Annotated in this window: 12 protein-coding genes; 6 read left to right on the top strand and 6 right to left on the bottom strand. The window is 59.0% G+C overall.

Annotation, left to right across the window (positions count from 1 at the left end; all coding sequences use genetic code 11):
- Nucleotides 1–7 precede the first annotated feature (7 nt).
- The 3 genes from AC1C2N_RS03220 to AC1C2N_RS03210 form a co-directional block, all read right to left on the bottom strand.
- Nucleotides 8–967, bottom strand: a complete 960-nt coding sequence (locus AC1C2N_RS03220; RefSeq protein ID WP_483405895.1) for a GDP-mannose 4,6-dehydratase — start codon at nt 965–967, stop codon at nt 8–10.
- Nucleotides 968–1,006: 39 nt separating this feature from the next.
- Nucleotides 1,007–1,990, bottom strand: coding sequence for a GDP-mannose 4,6-dehydratase (locus AC1C2N_RS03215; RefSeq protein ID WP_483405580.1), 984 nt, complete (start codon nt 1,988–1,990; stop codon nt 1,007–1,009).
- 68 nt (nt 1,991–2,058) lie between these two features.
- Nucleotides 2,059–3,183 (bottom strand): glycosyltransferase family 4 protein, encoded by a 1,125-nt coding sequence (locus AC1C2N_RS03210; protein WP_483405579.1) that lies wholly within the window; start codon nt 3,181–3,183, stop codon nt 2,059–2,061.
- Nucleotides 3,184–3,359: 176 nt separating this feature from the next.
- Here AC1C2N_RS03210 and AC1C2N_RS03205 point away from each other — a divergent pair, with 176 nt between their 5' ends.
- Both AC1C2N_RS03205 and AC1C2N_RS03200 read left to right on the top strand, forming a co-directional pair.
- A complete protein-coding gene (locus tag AC1C2N_RS03205; RefSeq protein WP_483405578.1) occupies nt 3,360–4,103 on the top strand; it encodes a glycosyltransferase family 2 protein in 744 nt (247 codons plus the stop codon).
- Complete coding sequence (locus AC1C2N_RS03200; protein ID WP_483405577.1) at nt 4,100–4,468, top strand: DUF2304 domain-containing protein; 369 nt, start codon at nt 4,100–4,102, stop codon at nt 4,466–4,468. Before AC1C2N_RS03205 ends, AC1C2N_RS03200 begins: the two co-directional genes overlap by 4 nt.
- Here the strand turns inward: AC1C2N_RS03200 and AC1C2N_RS03195 are convergent.
- Complete coding sequence (locus AC1C2N_RS03195) at nt 4,395–5,711, bottom strand: polysaccharide biosynthesis protein (protein WP_483405576.1); 1,317 nt, start codon at nt 5,709–5,711, stop codon at nt 4,395–4,397. The two genes, AC1C2N_RS03200 and AC1C2N_RS03195, sit on opposite strands and share 74 nt — an antisense overlap.
- Nucleotides 5,712–6,006: 295 nt before the next feature.
- On the opposite strand from AC1C2N_RS03195, the gene AC1C2N_RS03190 reads away from it, so the two are divergent.
- The gene (locus AC1C2N_RS03190; RefSeq protein WP_483405575.1) at nt 6,007–6,921 is read left to right on the top strand and encodes a glycosyltransferase family 2 protein; all 915 of its coding nucleotides are present in this window, start codon (nt 6,007–6,009) and stop codon (nt 6,919–6,921) included.
- Nucleotides 6,922–7,156: 235 nt separating this feature from the next.
- The gene (locus tag AC1C2N_RS03185) at nt 7,157–8,755 is read left to right on the top strand and encodes a DUF2142 domain-containing protein (RefSeq protein WP_483405574.1); all 1,599 of its coding nucleotides are present in this window, start codon (nt 7,157–7,159) and stop codon (nt 8,753–8,755) included.
- Between the two features lie 320 nt (nt 8,756–9,075).
- On the opposite strand, the gene AC1C2N_RS03180 is transcribed toward AC1C2N_RS03185, so the two are convergent.
- Together AC1C2N_RS03180 and AC1C2N_RS03175 are read right to left on the bottom strand one after the other, a co-directional pair.
- Nucleotides 9,076–11,463, bottom strand: coding sequence for a hypothetical protein (locus AC1C2N_RS03180; protein WP_495432849.1), 2,388 nt, complete (start codon nt 11,461–11,463; stop codon nt 9,076–9,078).
- Nucleotides 11,464–11,576: 113 nt separating this feature from the next.
- Nucleotides 11,577–14,033, bottom strand: coding sequence for a glycosyltransferase (locus AC1C2N_RS03175; RefSeq protein WP_495432848.1), 2,457 nt, complete (start codon nt 14,031–14,033; stop codon nt 11,577–11,579).
- Nucleotides 14,034–14,200: 167 nt separating this feature from the next.
- Between AC1C2N_RS03175 and AC1C2N_RS03170 the strand changes: the two genes are divergently transcribed.
- Together AC1C2N_RS03170 and AC1C2N_RS03165 are read left to right on the top strand one after the other, a co-directional pair.
- Nucleotides 14,201–15,142 (top strand): ABC transporter permease, encoded by a 942-nt coding sequence (locus tag AC1C2N_RS03170; RefSeq protein ID WP_495432846.1) that lies wholly within the window; start codon nt 14,201–14,203, stop codon nt 15,140–15,142.
- 3 nt (nt 15,143–15,145) lie between these two features.
- Complete coding sequence (locus AC1C2N_RS03165; protein WP_483405570.1) at nt 15,146–16,357, top strand: ABC transporter ATP-binding protein; 1,212 nt, start codon at nt 15,146–15,148, stop codon at nt 16,355–16,357.
- Nucleotides 16,358–16,386: the final 29 nt, after the last annotated feature.

The following is a 16,386-nucleotide window of genomic DNA, read 5'->3' as shown; positions in this document are numbered from 1 at the left end:
AGCGAGTTTACGGGGTGGCCTTGGTAGGGTGCTCAGCGTTCATTTCCAGGTCATGACGGGCCATGCGACTGACGAGCTCATCGAAACCGACGGTTGGGCTCCAGCCGAGCACGTCCCGCGCTCGAGAGGGATCTCCCCTCATCTCATGAGCGTCGGTGGGCCTGACAAACCGGGGATCGATCACGACGAACCGTTCCCAATCGTCTATTCCGACCGCGACGAATGCGGCGGCAACGAATTCTCGAACGGTGTGCGACGTCCCTGTGGCGATCACAAAATCGTCTGCCTTATCGGCCACGGCCATCCTGAATACGGCGTCAACATAGTCGGGGGCCCACCCCCAGTCCCGCTTGACGTCCATATTGCCCAACGCAAGCGTTTCCGCCTTGCCAGCCGCAATTCGAGCCGCGCCCGACGTGATCTTTCGCGTTACGAACGAGTCAGGACGCCGCGGAGACTCGTGGTTATAGAGAATCGCGGCCGAGGCGAACAGGCCCCGTGCGCGGTAGACGGCAACCGCCTGGTGGGCGAAGGCCTTCGCGGCTCCGTACGGCGTGACCGGTTTGACCGCCGTCAGCTCGGTTTGAGGCGACTGAATTGCATCACCGAATATCTCCGAGCTCGACGCTTGAACGAACCGAACAGCTCGCCCGCTGCTTTCCTGGAGCTGCCACGCTGCTTCGAGCATCGCTATGGCCGCAACGCCCGTCACTTGCGCAGTGAGAACTGGCTCCGCCCACGAGCGTGCAACCGAACTTATTCCCGCAAGGTTGAAGACGCAGTCGGGCTGAACATCGTCAAGAATCCCGCCCAACTCGTCCGTCTTCGAGAGGTCCCCTAGGTGCGAAGTCACCCGCGCGTCGACCGGCTGCTCTGCGATCGAAATGCCCTCACGAACAAGCGCGTGAACGTCCCATCCTTCCGCGAGAAGACGCTCGCTGAGGTAACTGCCGTCCTGTCCCGTTATGCCGGTAACAAATGCCCGAGGAATAGCGGTGTCCTAACGTTAGCGCGCGAGCGCGGCCTGCTCAGAGAGGTCGTTCTCAACCATCATTGTGATCAGTTCATTGAACGTCACCGTCGGCTTCCACCCGAGAACCTCGTGGGCCTTCGTCGGATCGCCAATAAGCAGATCCACCTCCGCGGGGCGCATGAACCGGGGGTCCTGGCTGATGTATCGCGACCAATCTTCGATCCCCGCAGCGGTGAACGCAGCGTCGAGCAGGTCACGAATCGAGTGCGTTTCGCCCGTCGCGACCACATAGTCATCGCCTTCGGGCTGCTGAAGCATACGCCACATCGCATCAACGTAATCGCCGGCGAAACCCCAGTCGCGCTTTGCGTCGAGGTTGCCGAGCACGAGGCTGTCCTGCAGTCCGAGTTTGATTCTCGCTACGGCCTGCGACACCTTGCGAGTCACGAACTCAGGGCCGCGGCGCGGCGATTCGTGGTTGAAGAGAATGCCGCTCGAGGCGTGCAGGCCATACGACTCGCGGTAGTTGATGGTCATGTAGTGCCCATAAACCTTCGCAACGCCGTATGGCGAGCGCGGCCACAGGAGTGTCGACTCGCTCTGTGGGACCTGCTGGACCTTGCCATACATCTCAGACGACGATGCCTGGTAAAACCGCACCTTGGAGATGTCATCTCCCGCATAGAGGCGCGTCGCCTCGAGAACGTTGAGGACACCCTTGCCCGTCACGTCAGTTGTGAGCGACGCATTTTCCCACGAGTATGCAACGAAGGAAATAGCTCCGAGGTTATAAACCTCATCAGGCTGAGCGACACTCAGGACACGCACGAGGCTCGATACATCTGTCAAGTCACCGGTGAGCAGTTTCACCCCGGGAACGACGCGGCGAACCAAATCATACTTAGGGTTGTTCTGCCCGCGGATGAGGCCAAACACCTCGTATCCCTTCTCGAGCAGCAGTTCTGCGAGATAGAGACCGTCCTGACCGGTGATGCCGGTGATGAGTGCGCGGGTCATGTAGTCCTTCGGATTGATTCGTCAAACGTTCATCGGTAAAACAACAGACTAATAGATCGTTCGCGACCTCAGCGCCGAAGCGCGGCTCGAGCCATCGCGGAGCGGTACGCCTCAGTATGAAGCTCGGCGCACCGGTCCCAGGTGAACATTTTGACTCGTTCTATTCCGGCCGCTGACAACTCTCCGGTGCGGGAGATCGCTTCGGCGATCCCACGGGCTATGGCTTCGGGGTTCTTCGGATCGAACATCACCGCAGCATCCCCACAGATTTCAGGCAGCGAGCCCGAGTCTGCGGCGGCGACTGGGCAACCTGACGCCATTGCCTCCAGCGGGGGGAGGCCAAACCCCTCATACAGACTCGGAAAAGCGAGCACCGCTGCACGTCGATACAAGTCGTGGAGTTCAGAGAGCGGGACGAGCCCCCGATTTTCGACCCAGTTCGGCAGCTCGCCTAAACCGTCCAGGTTTCCACCGGTGAGGACAAGCCGTAGGTCCGGATGAGTTCGCCGCAGGATCTCCATTGCCTTGATCAGCGCTGGGTGGTTCTTGTGGGGCCAGCCACGCGCCGGGTAGAACACAAAGTTCTCTCGTATACCGAGATTCGGCGTAAAACTCGCAGTGTCGACGCCGAGGTGAGCGACGGTTATGCGCTCCTCTGGCACCCTGAGGTGGCGCACGATCGTCTCCTTCGCGAACTCGCTGATCGTAATGATCGAGTCAGCTTTTCGCGCAGGTCGCTCGTAGGTAAAAACTCGAAAGAGTCGCTCAAGACGCGAAAAGAACTGCGGAAGGTCACGGTGTTGGACATCGAAAACAGTGAGCACTGTTGCCTGTGTTCGAGACGCTCTCACACCTTGAACGGTGAAGGGATAGTGGATGACATCTGCTGCTGCCATCAGCTTCTTGATCTGACGGGTCTTCAGAATTGCGCGCGCAAGACCCGCAATGCGCGCTGGCGTCGAGTGTCCGACGCGCAAACCGCCCACAACAACCTCCCGTACGCCCCTGATCACGCCTCGCGCCGATTCGGGTACGACGATTTCGGCGTCTATCTGGGGCGAAGCACTCAATCGCCACGCCAGCTCCCTGGCGCACGTCTCTGTCCCGCCCATCCCGCCGGGGACGAAGGTCAGCATCGAGAGCGTGACTTTTAGAGGATTTTTGATACCGTCGTCCGCTGGGTTCGACACCATTCTGTAAGACACCATTCTGATTGTTCGACGAGAGAGCTTGCGCGCGATCAGCCTAGACGACGAGCGGTGCGCGCGCCGGTCGCGACCGTTCGAACCATGAAGGCGAACGCGGCAGACACGCTCGAGAGCCGGTGTCTTCTCGAAGCAGCCATACTTCTGCTTGCTAGAATCGGCTCATGACGATCCCGCTTGAAAAGACTTTGATTGTCATGCCCGCGTTTAATGAGGAAGCCTCCGTCGCCGCTGTCGTCAAAGAAGTCCAGCTGACGAACCCCGGAATATCCTGCCTTGTCGTGGATGATGGCTCGACCGATGCAACGGCGAGCGAAGCGCGATCGGCTGGGGCACATGTGGCTACTTTGCCGATCAACCTCGGCGTGGGAGGAGCCATGCGTTTGGGGTTCAAGTACGCGCTCGATCATGGCTATGACTGCGTGGTTCAGATTGACTCGGACGGGCAGCACGATCCACGATCCGTGCCAGATCTGCTCCGTCTGGTTGGTGACGCTGACATCGTCCTTGGCTCGCGGTTCGCCGGCGAACCGCACTACGACGTAGCGGGCCCACGAAAGTGGGCAATGGTCGTACTTTCCTTCGTTCTCACGCGAATATGTCGCACCAGCCTCAACGATACGACCAGCGGATTTAAGGCGACTGGACCGCGCGCATTGCAGCTCTATGCCGACCATTACCCAGCGGAGTATCTGGGGGACACGGTTGAAGCGCTTGTCATCGCGGCTCGGGCGGGTCTGACGATTCGCCAGGTGCCGGTAAAAATGCGCCCTCGAGCCGGCGGCATTCCCTCACACAATCCGCTCCGTGCAGCTGCCTATCTTGGGCGCTCGTGCCTTGCACTTATCTTCGCGCTCGCCCGCCCGCCGCTTCCGCTCCCTACCCGACGAAGGCAAGTTATCTCATGAGCGTCACGTCCTATGTCCTTGGGATTGCCTCGGCGTTGTTCACGCTCATTGTCGTCATCGAGATGCTGAGACGACGGACTCTGAGAGAGCGGCACGCCATGTGGTGGCTCGTAGCTGGCTTCCTCGCGCTCATCGTCGCCATCTTTCCCTCGCTATTGGAGTGGGCCGCCCGGGTCGTCGGAGTAGAGATTCCAGTCAACCTGGTGTTCTTTATGAGCGCCGCGATCCTTTTCTTCGTCTGCCTTCAGCACAGCGCAGAACTCACGCGGCTGGAAGAGAAAGTGCGGGTGCTCACAGAGGAGTCTGCACTTGCAAGCCTGCGGTTGGACGCGGTCGAGCAAAGGCAAGCGCACCGAGGTGAATAGCCAACCCGATCAGCGGTCCCACGGATAGGGCCATAAGCGCCCTGGCGACCAAGTCGGCCGGCATCAAGAGAATCAGAACGAGGACAGCGGCCGCCACGACCCAGCCCGCGAGGAATGCCCCATGCTTGCCTCGCGATAAGACCGCGGGACCCGTCACGCACAAAGCGGCGGTAACCCCCGCTGAAGCGACAATCAGCGACATTTCCATCGAGGAGATCTCGTATTCCGCGCCGAACAGTGCGACCATCAAGGGTGGGCCGAGGAGCCAGGCCATCGCGCTCGCCACCAGGGCCGCTAGCGCCACAACGGCCAGGATCACAGCAACTACGCGCCAGAGGTTACGTCCGCTCTCCCGGAAATGAACGGTGAGGAAGCTCTGCAGAGCCATCAACGGAATCACGAGCGGAGCTCGCGTCAATGTCACTGCCAGTACGAGTACTCCAACAGCGGCGGCTGATTCGTGCTTCGACGTCAGATCCAGGATAAGCGGAAACCCGCTGACGATGACCCCGGTCGCACTCGCACCTCCGACGATGCGGAGCGAATTCCACGCGAGGGCCTTCGACTCGACATCGAGCGTGTAACGCCCTGGCACCCGTCGCCTGAGGCGCGGCCACATGATGAGCAAGGTCAACGGGAACGGAACGACCACTGCCCAGATGAGGAAATCACCTGGGAGGTGCAAAAGCGCAACCAGCCCGATCGCCATGAGCCGCAACACTCCATCCAGACCAGTCATCAAGGCGATTGATGACCAGGCCCCCATACCGTAGAGAATCCCCGAGATAACGGCGACCAGCACATACGACGTCAGCCCTACTGAGAGGGCCGCTACAAGCACCCACGTGTGGCTTGGGAATACCAGCGTCCCCCACCACAGGGCGGTGAGTGGCGTGGCGAACGCAATGCCTCCAGCCAGCGCGATGGCGAAGTTTCGAGCAGTCGACCCACCGCGGAAACGAGAATCAACGATTGTTTTCCCGCGCGTAGCGCGCGAGACTTCCTGCTGCACCCCGCTAAGCCCCGAGATGACCAGGTATAAGAGCGCCCAAAAGACGCTAAAGCGCAAATAGTCCGAGGGCTCGGAACTCGCACCGACGATAATCTGAACCACGTAGCCTGCCGCTCCCGCGACGGCGGTGGCCAGCAAAATCGAGGTCAAGCCCAAGGGACGTCGCGGTCGAGCCGCGGGATTCAGCGGCTCCCCGCCGCCGGGCATGTTCGATAGATTCGATCCAGACATGTGAGGCTCCCGTGGTTCATCCGGCTTACAGTTCGGTGATACCCAAAGAGCAAACGCGCGGAGCCACGTGATTCCGCGGCGGAACTAGTTTAGTCGTCGAACATTCCTGTCCCGCAGCTGCGAACGCAACGACAGCCAGCTTGTCAAGGCGTTCCCTAGTATCCTCGGATGGTGCTCGTCCAACGATGCACTGACCAGCAACCGCGACAGCTGGTTTGGGCGAACGCCTGCTTCCGTGAAGCTCGGTCAATCGCGGCTGCCCAGACCCCCGTTGAGCCAGGAACGGATCCCCAGCATGACCATCGACATCATGATGCCCTACTACGGGGACCCTGCGCTTTTCAAGCTCGCCGTTACAAGTGTCGTGGAACAGACAGATTCCCGCTGGCGACTCGTCGTCATTGACGACCAGTACCCGGAGCTGGAGCCCGGAGAATGGCTGACTGCCCTCGGTGACAGCCGGATCGAGTACATCAGGAATCCCGAGAATCTCGGAGTCAGTGGCAATTTTCAACGAAGCATAGATCTGGCCACTCACGATTACATGGTCATCATGGGGTGTGACGATCTAATGCGCCCAAACTACGTGTCCGAGATGCATGATCTCATCAGGGCCTTTCCGGATGCCGCGTACTTCCAGCCAGGTGTCGTTGTCATCGACAGCGTCGGCGCAAGGGTGTTCCCTTTAGCCGACAGAGTTAAGGCGTTGTACCGCTCGCGCGTTGCCCACTTGGCGCGCACGAAGATCGAGGGCGAGAAACTCGCCGCGACGTTGCTCAAAGGCAATTGGACCTACTTCCCTTCCATCTGTTGGCGCACGGCGAATATTCGCGCGCACGGCTTCGACCCGCAATTCGACGTCGTGCTCGACCTTGCACTCCAACTCAACCTCGCTCTGGACGCTGGAACCCTCGTCGCAAGCTCGACAGTCACGTTTGAATATCGACGACATGCCGCGAGCGTGTCGTCATGGAAGGCGAATGACGGATCCAGATTTATCGAAGAAGCGGCATTCTTCGATCAAGTAGCATCTCGGTTGCGGGAAAGAGGCTGGTCACGTGCGGCCAGGATCGCCTCCGCCCACCTCTCGAGCAGGTTGAACGCCCTCACACGCGTCCCTTCTGCGCTTCGCTCGCGGGACGTCCGCGGAGTTCAAGTGCTCCTACGGCACGCCTTCAAGTTCAGGACCGCCACAGGCAGGGGTGAATAGGATTGGCGCGACAACTTTCGCCACGACCATCCGAAGATTTAATACTCCACATTGCCTCGGACCGTGAGCACGCAGAACAGAGGCGCGGCTTCCAAAACCGCAGATTAGAAAGCCGGACTACGCATATGTACCCACGTCGGTCGAAATCCTCCGCCGGAGCACGTTCGTGAAGGCGGATAACGCGCGGCGTCCGTTCCGAACTCCGGCTGGGCACGCTCCTCATGGTGCTCCAACGTTGCTCCGCGTCTTCCTCTCGTCCTGGGCAATTCTCACAGCCCTCATCGCGCTCTGGGCGATAGCGACCCCGATCGCTGCTTCCCCTGACGAGCCTGCCCACATGGTCAAGGCTGCTGCTGTTGTGCGTGGCGAATTTATCGGTCCGATGACCCCGACAGGGAACGTTGTTCACGTCCCGCGATACATAGCAGAAACTCATTTTCAGACGTGTTTTGCTTTTGACCCCGCTGTTTCCGCGGACTGTCAGCAGCTGACATCAGGCGAATCCTCGGAGATCGTCGAAGCGCGGACGACCGCGGGGCTCTATAACCCTGTTTACTATCTCGTGACGGGCGTACCGACGCTCCTGTTCGATGACGACTCCGGTATCTACGCTATGCGAATCCTCAGCGGCGCTCTTACCGCTCTGTACCTCGCAATGGCTATTTCCATGATCACGCAATGGCGGGTTGCCAGATCAGTGCTCCTTGCGTTTGCCGTGAGCGTGACGCCTATGCTGCTCTTCCTCGGCGCCTCCGTTAATCCGAACGCCGTAGAAGCAGCCGCCATAGCCACAGTCTTTGTGGGCGTGTTGTCCTTCGTCACCCGCTCGATCAAGCCCAGCCAGTACGCGGCTGCTGCAACCATGGTCGGCCTTGCTGGAGCAATGGCGGTTAACGCCCGTGGCCTGTCACCGGTTTGGCTATTCATCGCTGTCGTGGTCCCGTGCCTGTGGGTTCCATGGGCGGATGTCGTCCGCGCTCTCAAGCTTCGCGAGGTCCTCGGCGCCATAGTCACCGTCGCCCTCGGCACCGCATTCGCTGTCGCATGGCTCCTCGGGTCAAACTCCCTGACCGCCGCCGTTACTGATCCTGATGCAGTCTCACCATACGCCGGTGTTGGTGAGTCGTGGTTCAGCGGTTTCATAACAGTAATTGAGAAGACGTTTGAATATGGTCGCGGCTTAGTCGGATTGTTCGGTTGGCTCGACACCCCATCTCCGCCGAGCGCTATTTTCTTGTGGTCTGCCCTCGTCGGCGGATTTCTCCTTGTGGGGCTCGTTACATCCAGAGGTAAGGCCCTCGTGTCCTTGCTTGCAATCCTGCTTGCCACGGTTCTTGCTCCGGCACTTATACAGGCCTTTTATGTAACGGATGGGGGGTACATTTGGCAGGGTCGCTACACCCTGCCCCTCTTCCTTTGCCTCATGGTCACGCTCGGGGCGACCGCTGCACCGCTCTTCGCTACATTGAGCCGGTCGCAATCCAAACGCTTGGTCTGGATAGTTACTATTGCGGTCGCTGCGTCACAGTTCTACACGTTCGCCATTGTCCTCCGACGCTACGTCGTGGGCGAACCGACGGACTGGATCACGTTCTTCACCGCTTCCGAATGGGCGCCACCGGGTGGAAAGATTGCAATACTCGCGGGTTACGCCGTCCTCGCTGCTGGCACCGCGTTCTTCTTGGGCCGGACGCTTCTGGTGCTCCCCATCGAATACGACATTGTCTCTCCGCGGGTACCGGACATGGCCTTCCCGGATGCAAGGGAGAGAGCCACAACCGTCTCTCAGCGGCCGGCCGCAGAGTCGACCGATCCCGGAGCTTTGCGGAAATAACCCTGGACTGGTGCACCGAAACCGTGACGGTGTCCGGTCCCCTACAGTCCGCGGGAGAACCCGGCTCTGTCCGCGAGGGAACCCAGATCTTGAAGCTGTCCACCAGGGCCACCGCCCAAGGCGTCGGGCTCCTGGCGACGCACCTCGGTACGGGGTTCACCCGGAATTGACGATCTGCTGAACAACGTTGTGATGTCAGGCTCGGGGTCCGGGTGCGCTTGGGAAAACCGTCCTGCATTTCGCTGCCTCGCCCAACCTCGACGAACGGCTATGCAGCTGCACCGGACGGCCTCATTCAGCGGTGACGCAGCGACAGCGAGCTAGGGAACAATAACGGTGGTGCAACCCAGCAATGTGTGTCCGCCAGCACCTGTGTTGATCCCGTAGGCGCACACTTCATGCGTGCCCGTTGGTGCCTTCAACGTCTCCCTGTACCCGTGCGATGCGCCATACGAAGGGTAGAGCGCAGCCACGTCTGTGCGCTCTCGATTTGAGAGGTAGGCGGTGCTGGCCTTCCCAACATAGAGGTGAACGTTGATCGGCGCTGCGGTATCAGGATCCAACGCCCAGCCTTCCACCGTCACAGAACCAGGCCCTGTACTCACCGAATCCAGGTATCCGATCGGAGCCCGATTCTTCTCCACAATGGGCTCGTACACGGTGACTGTCTGGCAACCGAGCATCGTGTGGGCACCAGGCCCGGCATTTATCCCATACGCGCAGACCTGATGCGTGCCCGCTGGCACTTTCAGCGTCTCTTCAAAACCATGAGCGGCACCATACGCGGGGTAGAGCGCAGCCACGTCTGTGCGCTCTCGATTTGAGAGGTAGGCGGTGCTGGCCTTCCCAACATAGAGGTGAACGTTGATCGGCGCTGCGGTATCAGAATCCAACGCCCAGCCTTCCACCGTCACAGAACCAGGCCCTGTACTCACTGAATCCAGGTATCCGATCGGAGCCCGATTCTTCTCCACAATGGGCTCGTACACGGTGACTGTCTGGCAACCGAGCATCGTGTGGGCACCAGGCCCGGCATTTATCCCATACGCGCAGACCTGATGCGTACCCGCTGGCACTTTCAGCGTCTCTTCAAAACCATGAGCGGCACCATGCGCAGGATAGAGAGCAGCGACATCGGGACGATCTCGGTTCGCCAGGTGCGCGGTGCTCGCCTTTCCAACGTAAAGGTGCACGTTGATTGGGACCCTCGTGTCCGGGTCAAGCGACCAGCCTTTCACGGTCACGGATCCAGGCACAGTACTCACTGAGTCCAGGTACCCGATTGGGACACGATTCTGTTCGGTGAGCGCCGTACCCGGCACTTGGACTACCTGGCAGGCAAGGAGTTGATTGCCACCCACGCCCACGTTTATCGCGTGAACACAAACGTTGCGTCTTCCGCTATCGGCAGGGATTGTTTCAGAGAACCCGTGGTTCTTCCCGTACCCGGAGTACTTGGCGGGTACCGACGTGGTTGCTTTGTTGGCGAGATATGCAACGCTCGAGTTATCCACGTAGACATGCACATTAATGGGGGCGTGCGTGTCGGGATCTACGGCCCACCCCTTCACACTCACGTGTCCATCCGCCGCGGATACGGTAAAGGCCCCTTCGGGCGGGCCAGCCACGGCCTCGACAGTACGGCAACCAAGATCAACATTGGCGCCTCCTCCTGAGCTGATCGCATAAACACAGACTCGTTGTGCGCCCGTACTCTGCGCCGGGACTGTGATGTCGAAACCGTGTGCTGAGCCCATCCCGGGATAGGCGGCACCGACGTCGGGACGGTCCTTATTGGCCACGTGTGCGGTACTCGCATCGTTGACGTAGACGTGAATGGCTATTGGATCCTTCGTATCGGGATCCAGAGCCCATCCCACAACTCGTACCGAGCCTGGACTGACGGAGGTTGACTCGTAGTTCCCAATCGGGCTTTCGCCCTTTTCGATCCCGAACCAGTCGGAATACCAGTTGTAGAAATTTCGGTTGCCGTAGGACGAACACGGATTGGACGATGCGCCGTAGCCAGCCGCAAGCGACGCCGCGTTCGGCTGGTAGGGCGTGTAGTAGTAAAGCGCCGCCGTTGCCTTATTCGCAATTCGAACCGCAGACGACCCACAGGAGGCGTCAGGGTGATACCGGACCTGGGCTACCCCACCGACAGGGAACCAGGTGAAGTAGTTACTCGTCCCGGGTGGATTGCCATAGCGCTTCAGCTGCCAGGAGCCCATGAAGACCTGATTATAGAATCCGAAATACTTCGCGTCACACGCGGCTGTATCGGGGCACGCATACCCCATCGAAGCCTGCCAGGCCCACGACGTGGGCGCGTTACCGAGCACCAGACCCTGCTCCTTCTGGAGCATTACAAGAATGACCTGCGGGCTGATGCCACACGACTGGGCAACTTTCACAATGATGCGCGCCGCCGGTTCGTCAGCTGCCCCCACGTAGCCGTTGCACATTGCGTCTGCGGCACGGTTGTAGGTCGTCTGGCGGAAGTCCTTCAAACACGTCTTTCCTGCAGCGCATGAGGAAACCTTACTGCGAAGGAAATTCTGAACATCCCCCTCGGACATGGCGCCGCCATTGTAGAACGCGCTGTCGCTGATGATGTAGCCAGGGTCGAACTTCGAGAGGTCTGCTGCTTCAGCCCCCTTGGGAGCCGTCGTCACACCGATCGCTGCCAGCAGCCCAAAGAGGACCACACTTGCGCATGCTATGAATTTGCTGCGACCCCGGATACTGTTTCTTGCCCTCATAGAGGCAATGGTATTGAAAACTCGAGGACCAGGTCACCATATTGACGTGACGCGCCGTACTATTTGGCGCCGCTGGCTCGCTTTCGGTCGTTTCGCTCGCGGACGCGCGATACCACTTCACCTACCCCGCCCTGTTTGAGGTAATAGACAACACGATCGACATCGCGACGAAGGCCAGTGTGACGCACGGGCTTTTTCGACCCCGAACTCTTCCGGTCACCCTTGGTGCCGTCGGGGGTACGATCGGCGGCCCGAAGAGGGTTCCTGCAAAACTCAAGCAATGGCGCTAACGCTTGTTCCCAGACAAAGTTTTCACGCACCCGTGCCACGTTTTCGCGCGCAACCCGACCGTCGGGCTCGCTGTATAGAAGCCGTTCAATCGATTCGACCAGTGCGTCAATATCCCGCTCCGGCACAGACGCGCCTAACCCTTCCGCACGGACGAGATCACCGAACGAGTCACCCTCGGTCGTGACAATAGGGAGACCTGCCCAGAGGTAATCCAGGATCCGCGTGCGGAACGAGAAAGTTGTCTCGATGTGTTGAAAGTGGGTCGACACGCCGAGGTCCGCTTCGAGAAGGTAATTCTGGCGCTCGTCGTAAGGAACCCAATTCTCATTGAAAAAGACATGCTTACCGGTGAGATTCAGGTGGCCCGCGAGGACACGGGAACGCGCAACTGCCTCCATCTCGGGGACGTTGGGATTGGGGTGCTTTACGCCCATGAAGAAGAGACGGACATCGGGGTGCGATTCCGCGACACGGGCGATGGCACGAATAAGCGTCTCCGGATCGAACCAGTTATAAATGCCCCCACCCCACACCACGACCTTGTCGTCAGCCCCAATTCCCGGCACGACACCTCTTATCACCTGTCGTGTGTGAGCGGGCGGTGTGCTGTCAATGCCGAAGGGCGCGATCCCAATCAGGCTGTCGAGCTCACTGTCCCGCGAATAGGTGTAGGCGTTGATGCGTCCAACTGCAGCGAGTTGACCCAGCCAAAAGTACCGCTGCCGCTCACTAGCCGCGAGAAAGAAGTCTCCGACTTCGAGCTGGTGATTGAGCGTTTCAGTTGCCTCGCTGATCTGCTTGTTCCACAGGGTGAATGTCTTGCCACGACCTTGTTCCAGTTGCTCAAGGTGAAGCGGATCGTAGACGTCTACAACCACAACCTTCGACGTCTTCTGGAGGACCGGAAACAGAGCCAGGGCATGTCCCTGCAGAATAACAACGTCGGCCCACGCTTCGTGCGGGGCCATCGACGCCGGGTGGTGATAGTTGACCGCACTGACAGCGACATGCTCGTCGCGCAAGTCGGCATGACTCGTGCTCACCAGACGGACGTCATGCTCCGCCGACAGCAGCTTGGCGATGTTCCACGCACGAATCGCCGGGCCCGCCATCTTCTCCCCGAGTGCATCACCGGTGACTACCAAGATGTGGCGTCGACCCGGTATTTCGAGTTGCCCCAGAGAATCAATGATCTTTTCGTAGCCGCGCAGGTAGTTTTCGATTGGGTAGGCGGGCTCGTCAGTGTTTCCAAATAGCTCTTTCAGTTCGCGATCCGAACGCCGACGGGTTCCTTGCACGACCTTCCGCGACTCACTGATTTCTGGCAGCTTTTCGACAAACTGGTCAATTGCATACACCCCCGCTACAGTTTGCTTGTCGACAGCCACTGAAGCCTGTGCATCGTTCCCGCTTCGACGTAAGTCGAACTCGGCAGAATCGGCACCCCCTCTCGCGACGGCGCGGCGCACTGCGAGCAGTAGCGCACCCGGCAAGACCTGAGCCAGCGACTCGTCGTCCAGATTCTTGTACAGGGTAAAGAGAGCGTTTCGCTCGAGAAGATACGTTTCGCGGTAGCTTCCGAATTTGTTCATTGACGCGTGATGCTTGTGAAATGCGAGCGAACGTGGCTGGAATCTGAATCGATACCCCAGCAGGTTCAGGCGCCACCCCAGGTCAACATCGTCGTAGAACATGAAGTAGTTGTCGTCGAACCCGCCAAGCTCTTCGAAGACCGACGCACGAATGAACATAGCTGCGCCCGTGCCGAACAACACATCTTTCTCGGTGTCCCACGCGTGACGATCGGTTTCCCCCGCGTGTGGCTTATAGCCCATGCCGTACCAGGTGATCGCTGCGTCAGCGAAGTCGATCGACTCCCCTGTCCAGTCCAGGACCTTGCTTGCGACAGCGCCGATGTCCATGCCACGGGCGAATGTGGACATCGCTTCTGCGACCCAATCCGCATGTGGTTTCGCATCGTTGTTGAGAAACGCGACGAATTCCCCCGACGAGTGACTCACGCCCAAATTGCATCCGCCCGTGAATCCCAAGTTCACCTGCGATTCGACAATAATTGCCGGAGACTCGTGTGACTTGAGTTTCGCGAGACTATCGTCGCCGGATCCATTCTCCACAACGACGATCTCCAGCAGTTCCTGAGGCCAGTTGAGTTCCTGGAGAGACGCGATGGCAGCGATCGTGTCGTCCGCGCCTCGGAAATTCACTAGAACCACTGAAACGACACCAGGCCGGATTTTTCTCACTGAGCACTCCACATTTTCAACGGTCGCGGACTTGGGAGTCTATCAATCGAAGATTGCAGCGCCCCGGGTGCCGGCTCCTCCTGTACGCTCTCGCAGCTTCGGCATAGCAGAGTGGATAAGATTCTCTGGTGGCCCGACGAGAAAGTGAGCCCATGGATATTTCTGGGGAAGGCGCAAAGCGCTCCCGTGTTGTCACTGAACCGTTACGGCGGGTAGGGCGACCACCGAAGTTCACACAAGGGACCGTTGAGTCCTTCAAAGAGATAGCCGAGTATCGTGAACTCCTCGGCCGTCTGGTCAGTCGAGAAATTCGGGCAAAGTACAAGAACAGCGGACTCGGCATTGTCTGGTCGCTTATCCGACCCCTTGCGCAACTGCTGATCTACTACATTGCCATCGGGCAGTTCCTTGGCGCTGCACGCGCGATCCCCGACTTTGCGGTGTTCGTATTCACGGGTCTGACCATTTGGGGCCTTTACGCCGAGATCATCAGCGCAGGCACGAGTTCGATCATTAATAACTCGGGGCTCGTGAAGAAGGTCTATCTGCCTCGGGAAATATTCCCCCTCGCCGCCGTCGGTGGCGCCCTCTTCAACTTCGTCGTACAGTTCGGGATCCTCGTCGTCGCGACATTTGTACTCATGCGACCCCCGCTGCACATCGAGATTCTTTACTTACCGCTTTCTATTGCCGTTGTCGTGGTGCTGGGTACGGCTTTCGCCCTCGTCCTGTCGGCGGTCAACGTTTATTTCCGCGATGTGCAGCATCTCGTCGAGGTTCTCCTGCTCGTGCTCTTCTGGGCCTCCCCCATCGTTTATTCGATGAGTTATGTGAACGGCGCTCTCAGCGGATCGTGGATCGAACAGGTATACCTCGCCAACCCTGTCACTCTTGCCGTGCTGGGTATGCAAAAGGCCATGTGGGTTGCAGGCAGCGCGGATCCCAACCAGTTCTGGCCTGAAAACCTCGACCTTCGTCTGCTGATCGCACTCGCAGTCAGTCTTTTGCTTCTCTGGGGCGCTCAGCGAATCTTCTCGCGGCTCCAGAGCAACTTCGCACAGGAGCTTTGATCCTTGACCACTATTGAACCCATTGTTCGCGTCGACGATGTTTCCAAGCGATTCGTACTTCACAAGGACAAATCGATCAAGGACCGGGTCCTCTACTTCTCCAACAGGAAGCAGTCAAAGGACGTTTTCTGGGCGCTTCGTGACGTGTCGCTTGAGATTGAGCTGGGGGAAACGGTTGGACTCGTTGGCCACAACGGCTCTGGGAAAAGCACGCTTCTCAAAATAATCGGCGGGATTATCGATCCGTCGAGCGGAGCAGTTTATCGGCGTGGACGCGTCGCTGCCTTGCTTGAACTTGGCGCCGGCTTCCATCCGGATCTTTCCGGGCGCGAGAATGTCTATCTCAATGCGGCGATCCTCGGGATGAGCAGCGACGACACCGACAAGGTGTTCGACGATATCGTCGAGTTCTCGGGGATACGTGACTTCATCGACTCACAGGTGAAGTTCTATTCATCCGGAATGTATGTGCGTCTGGCTTTCGCCGTCGCAGTTCATTCCGACCCCGACCTGCTGCTGGTCGATGAGGTACTCGCCGTGGGCGATGAACCATTCCAAGCCAAATGCATGAACAAGATTCGACAGTTCCAGCGCGAGGGTCGCACGATTGTTCTGGTCAGCCACTCTGCGGAACAAGTCGCAGACGTGTGCACGCGTGCCATCGTGCTCGACGGCGGCGCGATCGTTCACGATGGCGACGTAGGAGAGGGTATTCGTACTCTCCGCGAAGGTTACGAGCGTGACCGTGTGGAGAAAGAACAGGAAGAAGCGGAGAAAGACGACCTGCCGGTGAACCGGGCAGTAGTTATCTCCGAGGTGTCGATTAGCTCGCCATCTCTCAGCGGGGACTCCCCGCTTCCGAGGGGATCTGATTTGACCCTCACGATTCACGCCGAGGTAAAGCGTGAGGTCGAATGGATCACGGGATTCACTCTCGATACGCCGCTCGGACAGACAATTTATCGCCTCAATACCGAGGGGTTGGGGATTGACCTGCCAACCACACCCGGTCGGTATGCGATTTCATTTCGGCTCCCTGATACCAACTTTGGCGCTTCACGCCTGGTGATCAGCGCCGGTGCGACAGAGCTCGACGGAACGATCATCGATAATCTGAACCCGGCGGGCCATCTGGATTACCAGCACGACCCGAACGGTGCCGGAGTGGTGCAGTTTGCTGCCACTGCGTCTGTTCAGCTCGAGCCCAGCCGCTAAGACATCCCTCTTCGATTAGACTCAAACAT

It is taken from the genome of Mycetocola sp. Y791 (assembly GCF_059445325.1).
This window is presented reverse-complemented; position numbering and strand designations above follow the sequence as displayed.